Raw genomic sequence first — 12,064 nt, 5'->3', positions numbered from 1 at the left:
AGTCAAACATGATCGAACTCAAGAACGTTTCCAAGTGGTACGGCAGCTTCCAGGTGCTGAACGACTGCTCCACCAACATCCAGAAGGGTGAGGTGGTGGTGGTATGCGGACCTTCGGGCTCCGGCAAGTCGACCCTGATCAAGACCATCAACGCGCTCGAACCCTTCCAGAAGGGCGAGATCTACGTCGACGGCACCGCGGTGCACGACCCGAAGACCAATCTGCCCAAGCTGCGCAGCCGGGTCGGCATGGTGTTCCAGCACTTCGAGCTGTTCCCGCACCTGTCGGTGACCGAGAACCTGACGATCGCCCAGATCAAGGTGCTGGGCCGCAAGCCCGACGACGCCAAGGCGCGCGGCCTGAAGATGCTCGACCGCGTGGGCCTCACGGCGCACAAGGACAAGTTCCCGGGCCAGCTCTCGGGCGGCCAGCAGCAGCGCGTGGCGATCGCCCGGGCGCTCTCGATGGACCCGATCGTGATGCTGTTCGACGAACCCACCTCGGCGCTCGACCCCGAGATGGTCGGCGAAGTGCTCGACGTGATGGTGGGCCTGGCCAAGGAAGGCATGACCATGATGGTCGTGACCCACGAGATGGGCTTCGCCCGCAAGGTCTCCAACCGGGTGATCTTCATGGACGTGGGCGGCAAGATCCTCGAGGACTGCTCGCGCGACGAGTTCTTCAACAACTCCGATGCCCGCCAGCCGCGGACCAAGGACTTCCTGAACAAGATCCTGCAGCACTGACCCGCCGCCCTATCCGCGAAAGGGCCGCAGCATCGTCGCCGCGGCCCTTTCGCATCCCCTGGAATCCCCCCGCGCCGCCATCGGTTTGTCGCATACTGTCGGGCTAGTCCCAGCGGCGCCGTCGGCGCATTTCTCATGGCAGCAGTCTTCCCCGAAAACGAAGCGCAGCGCATCGCCGGGCTGCACGGATTGCACATCCTCGACACGCCGCCCGAGGCCGACTACAACGACCTGGCCCGGCTGGCCTCCGAGATCTGCGGGGTGCCGGTGGCCCTCATCACCCTGGTCGACCGCGACCGCCAGTGGTTCAAGGCCCGCGTCGGCACCGACGTCGCGGAACTACCGCGCGAAATCTCCTTCTGTGGCCACGCGATCCTCACGCCCGACCGCCTGATGGTGGTCGAGGACCTGCTGCTGGACCCACGCTTCTGCGACAACCCGCTGGTCACCGACGATCCCAAGGTTCGCTTCTACGCCGGCGTGCCGATCGTGCTCGACGACGGCGAGGCGCTCGGCACGCTCTGCATCGTCGACACCGTGCCGCGCAGCCTGCCGCCCGCGCAGGCACGGGCGCTGCGGGCCCTGGCGCGTCAGGTGGCGGTGCTGTTCGAGCTGCGACGCCGGGTGGCGCAGGTGGAACGGCAGTCGGCCGCGCTGCAGGCGCTGTCGGAGCGCCGGCTGGCCGAGCAGCGGCACAGCGCCGAGCGGCTGGAGCTGGTGCTGCGCGGCGGCAACCTCGGCTTCTGGGAGCTTGACCTGCCGGGCAACCGCTGGACGGTGAACGCCCGGGAGCGGGAACTGCTCGGCTACACCGAGGACGACGCCCGGCCCGGGCGGCTGCGTTGGCAGAGCCTGGTCCACCGCGCCGACTGGCGGGCCCTGCGTGCCGCGCTCGACGCGCATCTGGCCGGCGAGAATCCGTACTTCGTCAGCCAGTACCGGCTGCGCCACCGGGCCGGCCACTGGGTCTGGGTCCAGGGCCATGCGGTGGTGGTGTCGCGCGACGCGGCCGGCTGGCCGGCGCTGATCGTCGGCACCCACATGGACATCACCGGCCGCCGCCGCGAGCGCGCCGCCCTGGAGCATGCGCGCGACATGCTGGGCCGCACCGGCGCGATGGCCCAGGTCGGCGGCTGGGAACTGGACGTGCTCAGCCGGCGCTTGCACTGGTCCGACGAGGTCTACCGCATCCACGAGGTGGAGCGGGGCAGCGACCCGTCGCCGCACGACGCCCTCGCCTTCTATGCGCCCGAGGCCCGGCCCGCGATCGAGACGGCGCTGGCGCGCGCCTTGGAAGATGGCACGCCCTGGGACCTGGAACTGCCCTTCGTCACCGCCCGGGGCCGCCCGCTGTGGGTACGCGCGCAGGGCATGGCGGTGCACCGCAGGCACGGCCGCACCACCATGCTGGCCGGCGCTTTCCAGGACATCACCGACCGCAAGCGCGCCGAGCTGCGGGTGGCCGAGAGCGAGACCCGGCTGCGCACGATCACCGACAACCTGCCGGTGCTGATTGCAGAATTCGACACCGAGCAGCGCTTCCGCTTCTGCAACGCCACCTACCGCGACTGGCTGGGCACCGACCCCGAGAAGATGCTGGGCCGCACGGTGCAGCAGTCGGTCGCGCCCGAATACTTCGAGCGGCGCCGCGTCTATCTGGACCGGGCGCTGGCGGGCGATAAGGTGAGCTTCGAGCAGACGCTCGATCTGCCGGCAGGCCTGCGCACGCTGCAGAGCACCTACCTGCCGCAGCGCGACGCCGACGGCCGGGTGACCAGCATCTATGCGCTCACCACCGACATCACCGCGCTCAAGGACACGCAGCGCCTGCTCGATGCGATGGCCCGCACCGACCTGCTCACCGGCCTGCCCAACCGGCGCCATTTCGACGAGCGCCTGGCCGAGGCCGCGGCCCGCAGCCGCCGCACCGGCAGCGCGCTGGCGGTGCTGTACCTGGACGTGGATCGGTTCAAGTCGATCAACGACACGCGCGGCCATGCCGCCGGCGACGACGTGCTCTGCGGACTGGCGCAGCGGCTGCGAGACTGCCTGCGCGAGACCGACCTGGTGGCGCGCCACGCCGGCGACGAGTTCGCGATCCTGCTGGAGGGCGCCGCCGTGCCGTTCGATCTTCCGGTGGTGGGTGCCAAGCTGCTGCGGGCGATGGAGACTCCGCTGATGGCGCAGGGTGCGCCGCTGACCGTCGGCATCAGCATCGGCGCCACGGTGTACCGGGGCGGACAGGGCTCGCCCGACGAACTGCTGCAGCGCGCCGACCGGGCCCTCTATATCGCCAAGACCGAAGGCCGCGGCCGTTTCCATCTGGGCGAGGTGGGCTGAGCTGCGTCGGATTGCAGGCCCGGTGGGGTGGCCGTGTCGGAGGAGGGCCGGGGCGCCGGACTGGCGGCATCCAGCAGTGCGCTGTACTCGGAAGAGGACGGCGTGGTGCGACGGCGAAAAGCGGAAGGCGATAGGGGCGAACACCCTAGGGCTTGCCCGGCCGGCGCGCCTGGCCCGGTTCCGCCAGCAGGTGCGCTTCCACCTCCTGCCAGAGGCGGTCGCGCTGGGCCAGCGCTTCCGACACCGCCTCGTGCCGCAGCTGCGCCACGGCCGACACCAGCGCGTTGCACAGGAAGAACGCGGCGGTGTAGGAGTTGAACGGCGACGCGTTGGAGGTCCGCACCAGCAACCGGTGGTCGGCCAGCATGGCCAGCGGTGCGGTGGCGCTGTCGGTGATCGTAAGCACCCGGCCGCCGGCCGCGCGGAAGCGTTCGGCCACCTTCACCGGGCCGCTCGCGTAGCGGCGGATGCTGAAGGCCAGCAGCAGGTCGCCCGGTTGCACCCAGAGCAGCTGGTCGGTGGCGGCGATGGCGCCGGTGCCGAGTTCCTGCACGCCGGGACGGCACATGTTGAGGTGCAGCGTCAGCCAGGCCGCCACCGGCGCGCTGTTGATCTGCGCCAGCACGAAGACGCGGCCGGTGTCCCGCGCCAGCAGCGCGGCCATCGCTTCGAAGGCCTCCATGTCCAGCCCGTCGTGGGTGGCGGTGATGTTGTGCTGGTCGTGCAGCAGCGCGTCGTCCACGCACTGCTGCAGGCTGCGCCGGGTGCCGATGGTGATCGGTGCGCGCTGGCCCGCCGTCTGCAGCAGGGCGGTCATCTCGGCGCGCGCCTCGCGCTGGGCCTCGGCATAGCTGCCGTAGCCCAGCTTGGCGAAGAGCCGCACCACGGTCGAGGCGCTGGTGCCGGTGCGGGCCGCGAGCGCGGTCGCCGATTCGAGCAGCGCATGCGGGTAGTCGCGCTCCAGCGCCTCGGCCAGCGTGCGTTCGGAAGCGGTCAGGCCGACCGCGGGATCGGCCAGGCGCTCGGGCAGCAGGGCTACCGGGTTCTGCAATGGTGATTTCATGGTGTCGCTTTTGTGCAATATGTATTGCAAACAACCGGTCTGCATGTGACACTTCGGCGAAAACGCCCCACCGTACGGCTATCGCCAGAAGGATTCTCCATGCACGATACGCTCGACCCCACTCGTGCCCTGACACGCGCCCACATCCTCGACTGGCTTGCCGGTCAGGCGCAGGCGATGCAAGATCTGTTGCAGGAAGTGGTCGATATCGACAGCGGCAGCCGCGACGAGTCGGGAATCGCGGCGGTGGCGGGCGTTTTCCGCAAACGGTTGGAGCGGGCCGGCGTCGCCGTCGAACTCGTGCCAGTTTCAGGTTACGGCCTGCTGCTGCAGGCGCAAGTGCCCGGCCCGTCCGAAGGCGCCCCGATTTTGCTCATGGGCCACATGGACACCGTCTACCCGGCCGGCACCGCAGCGCACCGACCTTTCCGGGTGGATGACGGCCGTGCGTACGGCCCTGGCGTGGCCGACATGAAATCGGGCCTGGTGATGAACGTCTTCGTAGCCGAGGCTTTCGCCCGCTGCGGCGGCCACCGGGTGCCGCTGCGGCTCTTCTTCTCGTGCGACGAGGAAATCGGATCTCCCGCCACCCGCGAGAAGATCATGGCCGCGGCACAGGGCGTGCGCGCGGTGTTCAACGCCGAGCCGGCCCGCGTCACCGGTAACCTGGTCACCAGCCGCAAGGGTTCGATGGCGATCGAGTTCGAGGTGGAGGGCGTGGCCGCCCATGCCGGGGTCAACCATGCCGCCGGCGCCAGCGCCATCGGCGCCCTTGCCCACAAGATCGTGGCTTTGCACGCCATGACCGACACGGCCAGCGGCATCAGCACCAACGTCGGCGTGGTGGCCGGCGGCGTGGTGCCCAACATGGTGGCACCGCTCGCGAAGGCCGAACTCGACGTGCGCTACACCGCCGATACCGATCCCGACAAGCTGTTCGGCCAGGTGCGGGCCATCGTCGAGGCCGAAGACGTGCCGCGCACCCGCGGTCGGATCACCGCGGTGCGCCGGACCCTGCCGATGAAGCCGACGCCCGACGCCCTGCTGGCGCTCTACCAGCGCGGCGCCGAATCGCTCGGCTTCAAGGTGCAAGGCGAATTCACCGGCGGCGCCGCCGACAGCGGCCTCACCGCATCTGTGGGTGCGCCGACCTTGTGCGGCACCGGCCCGGTCGGCGGCCATGCCCACACCGAGCGCGAGTACTGCGAGCTGGCCACCTTCGTGCCACGCGCCCAGGCACTGGCGCTGGCCATCCTCGACCACCCCTGATCCCCGTTCCGCCTGCCCCATCCCCTTCGTACCCACCCCCGAGAGGAGTTCCATGCCATCCAAGCAGAACCACCGCCGCCAGATCCTTCGAGCCGGCCTCGGACTGGGTCTTGCCGGCTTGGCACCCCTCGTGGTCCAGGCCCAGGAAAAGTACCCGTCACGTCCGATCATGCTGGTCGTGCCGTTTCCGCCGGGCGGATCGGTGGATCTGATGGCGCGCCAGTACGCCGAGCCGTTGTCCCGCCTTCTGGGCGTGCCGATGGTGGTCGATAACCGGCCCGGCGCCGGCGGCTCGGTGGCATCGCTCGCGGTGGCGCGCGCCAGGCCCGACGGCTACACGCTGGTGGTGTCGTCGCAGAGCAGCCATTTGGCCAATCCGCTCACCCAGCCCAAGGTGGGCTACGACCCGCTCAAGGACTTCGAGAACATAGCGATCCTCGGCCGCCAGCCCAATGTGCTGGTGGTGCATTCCAGCCTGCCGATCAAGTCTTTCAAGGAATTCGTCGACTACGCCAAGAACAATCCCGGCAAGCTCAACTACGGCAGCGGCGGAGTCGGCAGCATGGGTCAGCTGAATGTGGAAATGCTGAAGTCCGTCGCCGGCGTCTACGCCACCCACATCCCCTACCGCGGTGGCACCCAGTTGATCACCGCGGTGCTGGCCAACGAAGTGCAATTCATCCTCGACAACCTCCTCATCATGCTGCCGCACATCCAGTCGGGCAAGGTGCGCGCGCTGGCGGTGGCGGCCGACGAGCGCATGCCACAACTGCCGGATGTACCGACGATGGCAGAGGTGGGCTATCCCCAGCTCAACCTCACTTCCTGGACCGGCCTGGCCGCGCCCGGCGGCACGCCCGATGCTATCGTGCAGACGCTGTACAAGGCGGTGCGCCAGGCCGCGACCGCGCCGGCGATGGTCGCCAACTTGAAGGAGCGCGGCGTGATCGTGCCCGAGGAAATGCCACCCGCCGCTTTCAAGAAGATGATGGCCGACCGGATGGTGAGGTTCGGCGAAGTAGTGCGCAAGGCCGGCATCACCGCCGAGTAAGGTCGGCGCCGTGTCGGCCGCCGCTGCAATGGGACAATGCCGTCCCATGACCGCAGCCGCCCCCGATACCCTCACCCTGATCCGTCCCGACGACTGGCACCTGCATGTGCGCGACGGCGCCGCCCTGCAGGCCGTCGTGCCCGCCACCGCCCGCCAGATGGCGCGGGCGCTGATCATGCCCAACCTGCGCCCGCCGGTGACCACCGCGCAGCAGGCGATCGACTACCGCGACCGCATCCGGGCCGCGGTGCCGTCCGGCACCGCTTTCGAGCCGCTGATGGCGCTCTACCTGACCGACCGGCTGCCGCCCGGGGAGATCGTCCGCGGCAAGGCGGCCGGCGTGGTCGCCGTCAAGCTCTACCCGGCCGGCGCCACCACCAACAGCGATGCCGGCGTGACCGACATCCGACTGGCCTATCCGACGCTGGAGGCGATGCAGAAGCACGGCCTGCTGCTGCTGATCCACGGCGAGGTGGCCGACGCGTCGATCGACGTGTTCGACCGCGAGGCCGCCTTCGTCGAGCGGGTGCTGATCCCGCTGCGCCGCGATTTCCCCGAGCTGAAGATCGTCTTCGAGCACCTGACCACCAAGGAAGGCGCCGACTACGTGCGCGGCGCCGACCGTTTCCTCGCCGCCACCATCACGCCGCAGCACCTGCTCTACAACCGCAACGCGCTCTTCACCGGCGGACTGCGGCCGCACTTCTACTGCCTGCCGATCTTGAAGCGCGAATTGCACCGACAGGCACTGGTCGAGGCGGCCACCAGCGGCAGCCCCAAGTTCTTCCTGGGCACCGACAGCGCGCCGCACGCCGCCCACTTGAAGGAACACGCCAGCGGCTGCGCCGGCTGCTACAGCGCGCTCGCCGCGCTGGAGCTGTACGCCGAGGCCTTCGACAACGCTCACGCCCTCGACAAGCTCGAAGGCTTCGCCAGCCTGCACGGCCCCGATTTCTACGGCCTGCCGCGCAACACCGACACGGTGACGCTGCGCCGCCAGACCTGGACGGTGCCCGAGACGGTGCCCTTCGGCGACGCGACGCTGAAGCCGCTGCGCGGCGGCGACACGCTGGCCTGGAAGCTGGTATGACGCTATCCACCGACCTGCGCGCGCGGCCCGCATGGCGCCGCTGATCGACACGAGGGGACTTCGCAAGTATCCGTTCGCGACAAGCGCCTGCACAAGCCCGCCGAGGCGTGACTCGTTGCTGCGGTGTCGAGAGCCTCGTCTGTCGACCGGAGGCGGCCGTGGTTCGCGGCATGATGTCTGAACGCGCATGCCGTTGAAACGCCCTGCCGCATTGGCGGGCATATGGCAGACGTCCCGAACGTGTGGGACCCCGATGCGACCCTCCGATTCGTCGCCGAGCACTTTCGTGCCGCCGCCGGTAGTCGGCGTGCCGGGCTGTTGGCCGGCCAACGAGGCCCCGGCGTCCTACGACGATCCGCGCGTCTTCCGGCCGGCCCGGGTGTCGGCGGGCGCCTGAACTTTTGCTCCTATCATCGCTCTCATGCAAGTCCCTCGCAGGGCAGCACTCAGAACCAGACAACACAGCGAATCTGCGACGTGGCACGGCTTGAAGGGCGGCACCGCTGCCTCCATCTGCTGCGCGATGGACATGCAAGTCCAACCACGGAGAATCCATGAAACGCATCGCCTTGTTCGTCCTCACCAACCTCGCTGTCGTGGTGGTGCTGGGCATCGTCGCCAGCCTGCTGGGCGTCAACCGCTACCTCACGCCCAACGGCCTCGACCTCACCTCCCTGCTCGGCTTCGCGCTCGTCATGGGTTTCGGCGGCGCCATCATCTCGCTGCTGATCAGCAAGCCCGTGGCCAAGTGGAGTTCGGGCGTGCGGGTGATCAACCAGCCCGCCAACGCAGACGAGGCCTGGATCGTCGAGACGGTCCGCAAGTTCGCCGACAAGGCCGGCATCGGCATGCCCGAGGTCGGCATCTTCGAGGGCGATCCCAACGCCTTCGCCACCGGCGCCTTCAAGAACAGCGCGCTGGTCGCCGTCTCCACCGGCCTGCTGCAGGGCATGACCCGCGAGGAGGTCGAGGCGGTGATCGGCCACGAGGTGGCCCACATCGCCAATGGCGACATGGTCACCATGACGCTGATCCAGGGCGTGATGAACACCTTCGTGGTGTTCCTGTCGCGCGTCATCGGCTACGCGGTCGACAGTTTCCTCAACAAGAACAACGAGAGCCGCTCGGGCCCCGGCATCGGCTACTGGGTGACGACCATCGTGCTCGACATCGTCCTGGGATTCGCCGCCGCGATCGTGGTGGCCTGGTTCTCCCGCCAGCGCGAGTTCCGCGCCGACGCCGGTGCCGCCCAGCTGATGGGCCGCAAGCAGCCCATGGTCAACGCCCTGGCCCGCCTCGGCGGCATGGTGCCCGGCGAACTGCCCAAGAGCGTGCAGGCGATGGGCATCACCGGTGGCATCGGCAAGCTGTTCTCGACGCACCCGCCGATCGAGGAACGCATCGCCGCACTGCAGCGGAGCTAACCCCCAGGCTCCGCACTGCGTATCTTCGCCCACCCCCTTGCAGGGGGCGACACCAGCGGCCCGGCGAAGCCGGATCCGCGGTGTTTCCGATGGGGGTGCCGCTTCGTTTGGTGGTGCTCAGCGCGGGCGTTGCATCTGGAACTGGGCTTCGGCGCCGATCTCGAAATAATCGGCCGGCCCGCCGCCGCGCAGGATCGGCCGCGCGGCGGCCGTCTGGTAGATGCCGTCTTGCAGCAGGCTGCGATCGATGTGCACGCCCACCACCTCGCCCAGCACCAGCCAGGTATCGACGGGCGTGCCCGCGGCGCTCTGCAAGCGCAGCACCTGGCTCAGCCTGCATTCGAACGACACCGGGCTCTGCGCCACCCGCGGCACGGCGATGCCGCGGGACGGCGCGGGCGCAAGGCCCGACAGCGCGAACTCGTCCACCTCGGGCGGCACCGCGGCGCAGGTGGCGTTCATCGCCTCGGCCAGCGGGCGGGTCGCCAGGTTCCAGGCGAATTCGCCGGTCGCCTCGATATTGCGCACGCTGTCCTTGTAGCCGATGCTCGCGAAGCCGACGATCGGCGGCGTGTAGTTGAACGCGTTGAAGAAACTGTAGGGCGCCAGGTTGAGCCGTCCCAGCGCGTCGTGCGACGAAATCCAGCCGATCGGCCGGGGACCGACGATGGAATTGAACGGATCGTGCGGCAGGCCGTGGCCGTCGGCGGGGCGGTAGTAGTGGAAATCGGGCACGGGGCGCTTCTGCAAGGGCTCGGTCATGTGCAAGCGAGTCTACGATCTCCTGGTACCAGCGCTATATCGCGGTGAATAGCTAGAGCGTGTCATGCCTGTTGCAACAGGCGTCGAAGACAGCGGGGAGGTCATGTGTGCCATACAGATTGCTACCGGCGGCACGCTGTTGATCGGTTGGGCGGCCCACCCGCCTACCCGGCCTCGGACGTGTCGCGCGAGTTGCGCTGCCTCGTCCGAGGCGATGCGCCCGAACAATTCGGCATCAGATGCTGGACTACGGCGCGACGTGCCCTGTGGGGTCTCTTCGCGTCTGCGATCACCACTTCGCCGTACGGTCGTCCCATGCCTCGGGGTACTTACATTCGACATCGAAGCAGTGAAGCATCTGGGCCAAGTGCTCCGACAGTGTCGAATGCCGAGGGCACAACTGTCAGCGGCGCGGCTACCAGATGCGGCTTCTACGTGGCTGTGACACGCCAGTTCATCTCAACACTTCGAACCAGATCTATGTTCACCGTCAATAACCATCGGTTGCCGCCAGCGTACCTGACCGCGACAGAGCCATCGGTCGAGCCGACGCCTGCCGCGCATGGCCCGTCTTCAGGTTTCGAGTCGGCGCGATCCCTTCCGGGATCGAGCGCTCGCCGTGCGCCGCCGGGCGGCGTTGCTCCGCGCGCTCCGACAGGGTTACTCGGCGAAATGACCAGAAAAGTGGTCAATGCTGCAACGAAAACGCTCGCATCGGCATGCGGGCGCGTCTCGCTCGAAGAGGGCAGTGCCATCCAGGGAAAGACCTTGCTTCATCGGTCGATTCTGCACGCCGTGAACAGCAGTGCGATTCGTGGCAGCGTTCGCCCCGAATTGGCGGTAACACAGGGGAACAGATTGATCAGCGTCGACGTCGGTGGCAACGCTATTTTTTCCAGGCAGGCAGAACTCGTGAAGACAGCCAAAAAAGAGGTGCTGATTCAAACGTTCGCATGGGACCCCAATTCCACGGGCGCCCAAATGATCTTGGACTCGCTGGCAGGGCTGGCCGACCAACGAGCGGACGATGCAGAGAAGCTGGCAGTGCGCCTGATGGTGGACGAGGGAACCGGCTTGGCCAAGAAGTTCATGTTGATGACCTCGGCCAACAAGGGCAAACGCGCCGGCCCCAGTCGTTGGTCATCTTCGCCGCAAGCCCTGGTCGGAAACTATAAAAATAGGCCCGATCACAAGTACGCAAAGATCACCGAAAAAATTGATTTCCAGGTGCGGGTTTATCAGCATAGTTCGTCGAACTCATTGCACAGCAAATCGGTGGTGGTGGATGGGGTCGCAGCAGCCATGACGGGCGCTAACGTTCAGTCCAGAAACCATGGCGAAATGCCGGCCTACGATCTCGGCGTCACGATGTGCGGCCCGATGGCATCGGGTCTGCGCGACGACTTTGTGAGCCATTGGAACGCCGCCGTGAATCCCGATCAGGAAACACAGACCATGCGCTTGGCGCCTATACCAAACGCTATCGAACGGGATGAACCATCCGAAGGCGTTGTCATGGCGTTGCTGACGCGGACATCCAACTGGAACGTGCTGCATAACGGCGTTTCCAGTCCACAAAACCAAGGCTTCATCGCTGCGATGCGCAACGCGGAAAAAAGTATTCAGGTCATGACGCCCAACCTCAATGCGCCTGCTGTTCGCAACGAGTTGGTCCATGCTGCCAACCGAGGGGTGACCGTCCAGATACTGGTTTCGAAGGGGTTCAATGATGAGCGTGTGAAGGGGTTCATTGCGGGCGGTACGAACGATGAGTCTATTCGGGATATCGCCAGCAGAATAGGGGACAAGAGTCGCCTGGATATCCGATATTTTCAGAACCCGAAGCATCTAGGAACGGACCCTCTTCCAGACGGAAATGCCGCCGGTAACGGCGCCAGCCATGTCAAATTTATGGCGGTGGATGGAGAAGTCGTCATTGTTGGATCTTCCAACATGGACAAGACAAGTTGGCACTTCTCTGCCGAAACGAATGTGGCCATCCTCGATGCCGAGGCTACACAAACCATCGGCAACGCGGTATTCGCACCAGCGTGGAACAAGTCACAGCCCGTGCCGTGATCACCGGCTTTTTTGCAGCACCTCCAGAGCCTGCAGGCAATGGCGCAAGGCGCACCTGGGCGACGTGTCAGCCGAGCCTCTCCCCGGCTTTCCCGAAGGGTGGGTCCCGCAGGCAGGCGCTCGCAGCGTTGCGGCCCTTGCCAAGGCCGCAAGACTTGGCGGCGGCCCGCGCCTTGCGATCACCCGCCTGCGGGGCCCACGCGAATACGTCAAAGTGCATAACACGCTCTAGGGTCGGGG

At 67.1% G+C, this 12,064-nt stretch carries 10 protein-coding genes; 8 read left to right on the top strand and 2 right to left on the bottom strand.

Going from position 1 to position 12,064, the window contains the following annotated elements:
- The first annotated feature begins 8 nt into the window (after positions 1-8).
- Positions 9-746, top strand: a complete 738-nt coding sequence (locus DFQ15_RS04625; protein ID WP_110464848.1) for an amino acid ABC transporter ATP-binding protein — start codon at positions 9-11, stop codon at positions 744-746.
- A 135-nt stretch (positions 747-881) separates the two neighbouring features.
- Complete coding sequence (locus tag DFQ15_RS04620) at positions 882-3,086, top strand: sensor domain-containing diguanylate cyclase (RefSeq protein ID WP_110464847.1); 2,205 nt, start codon at positions 882-884, stop codon at positions 3,084-3,086.
- Positions 3,087-3,231: 145 nt separating this feature from the next.
- Here the strand turns inward: DFQ15_RS04620 and DFQ15_RS04615 are convergent, their stop codons facing one another.
- On the bottom strand, positions 3,232-4,149 hold the full coding sequence (locus tag DFQ15_RS04615; protein WP_110464928.1) for a MurR/RpiR family transcriptional regulator: 918 nt from the start codon (positions 4,147-4,149) through the stop codon (positions 3,232-3,234).
- Between the two features lie 99 nt (positions 4,150-4,248).
- Between DFQ15_RS04615 and DFQ15_RS04610 the strand changes: the two genes are divergently transcribed.
- From DFQ15_RS04610 to htpX, 5 genes are all read left to right on the top strand, one after another.
- Positions 4,249-5,418 (top strand): M20 family metallopeptidase, encoded by a 1,170-nt coding sequence (locus DFQ15_RS04610; RefSeq protein ID WP_110464846.1) that lies wholly within the window; start codon positions 4,249-4,251, stop codon positions 5,416-5,418.
- A 52-nt stretch (positions 5,419-5,470) separates the two neighbouring features.
- Positions 5,471-6,469, top strand: coding sequence for a Bug family tripartite tricarboxylate transporter substrate binding protein (locus DFQ15_RS04605; protein ID WP_110464845.1), 999 nt, complete (start codon positions 5,471-5,473; stop codon positions 6,467-6,469).
- Between the two features lie 46 nt (positions 6,470-6,515).
- Entirely contained in the window at positions 6,516-7,559 is a 1,044-nt protein-coding gene (gene pyrC, locus DFQ15_RS04600; RefSeq protein WP_110464844.1) for a dihydroorotase, read from the top strand.
- A 187-nt stretch (positions 7,560-7,746) separates the two neighbouring features.
- Positions 7,747-7,956 carry a DUF3025 domain-containing protein gene (locus tag DFQ15_RS18180; protein ID WP_110464843.1) on the top strand — a complete coding sequence of 70 codons (210 nt, stop codon included), beginning with the start codon at positions 7,747-7,749 and terminating at the stop codon, positions 7,954-7,956.
- Positions 7,957-8,113: 157 nt separating this feature from the next.
- Complete coding sequence (gene htpX / locus DFQ15_RS04590) at positions 8,114-8,983, top strand: protease HtpX (RefSeq protein WP_110464842.1); 870 nt, start codon at positions 8,114-8,116, stop codon at positions 8,981-8,983.
- Positions 8,984-9,100: 117 nt separating this feature from the next.
- Here htpX and DFQ15_RS04585 read toward each other — a convergent pair whose 3' ends face one another.
- Positions 9,101-9,745 carry a flavin reductase family protein gene (locus DFQ15_RS04585; protein ID WP_110464841.1) on the bottom strand — a complete coding sequence of 215 codons (645 nt, stop codon included), beginning with the start codon at positions 9,743-9,745 and terminating at the stop codon, positions 9,101-9,103.
- 480 nt (positions 9,746-10,225) lie between these two features.
- Here DFQ15_RS04585 and DFQ15_RS04580 point away from each other — a divergent pair, with 480 nt between their 5' ends.
- Complete coding sequence (locus DFQ15_RS04580) at positions 10,226-11,824, top strand: phospholipase D-like domain-containing protein (RefSeq protein WP_158529001.1); 1,599 nt, start codon at positions 10,226-10,228, stop codon at positions 11,822-11,824.
- Positions 11,825-12,064: the final 240 nt, after the last annotated feature.

Origin of the sequence: Xylophilus ampelinus, assembly GCF_003217575.1 — a bacterium.
Taxonomy (GTDB): domain Bacteria; phylum Pseudomonadota; class Gammaproteobacteria; order Burkholderiales; family Burkholderiaceae_C; genus Xylophilus; species Xylophilus ampelinus.
This window is presented reverse-complemented; position numbering and strand designations above follow the sequence as displayed.

Bases quoted from the DNA above. Each gene is read 5' to 3' on its own strand.
- DFQ15_RS04580 (WP_158529001.1), top strand. From the start codon at position 10,226: ATGTTCACCGTCAATAACCATCGGTTGCCGCCAGCGTACCTGACCGCG.
- htpX (WP_110464842.1), top strand. From the start codon at position 8,114: ATGAAACGCATCGCCTTGTTCGTCCTCACCAACCTCGCTGTCGTGGTG.
- DFQ15_RS04625 (WP_110464848.1), top strand. From the start codon at position 9: ATGATCGAACTCAAGAACGTTTCCAAGTGGTACGGCAGCTTCCAGGTG.
- DFQ15_RS04585 (WP_110464841.1), bottom strand. From the start codon at position 9,745: ATGACCGAGCCCTTGCAGAAGCGCCCCGTGCCCGATTTCCACTACTAC.
- DFQ15_RS18180 (WP_110464843.1), top strand. From the start codon at position 7,747: ATGCCGTTGAAACGCCCTGCCGCATTGGCGGGCATATGGCAGACGTCC.
- DFQ15_RS04615 (WP_110464928.1), bottom strand. From the start codon at position 4,149: ATGAAATCACCATTGCAGAACCCGGTAGCCCTGCTGCCCGAGCGCCTG.
- pyrC (WP_110464844.1), top strand. From the start codon at position 6,516: ATGACCGCAGCCGCCCCCGATACCCTCACCCTGATCCGTCCCGACGAC.
- DFQ15_RS04620 (WP_110464847.1), top strand. From the start codon at position 882: ATGGCAGCAGTCTTCCCCGAAAACGAAGCGCAGCGCATCGCCGGGCTG.
- DFQ15_RS04605 (WP_110464845.1), top strand. From the start codon at position 5,471: ATGCCATCCAAGCAGAACCACCGCCGCCAGATCCTTCGAGCCGGCCTC.
- DFQ15_RS04610 (WP_110464846.1), top strand. From the start codon at position 4,249: ATGCACGATACGCTCGACCCCACTCGTGCCCTGACACGCGCCCACATC.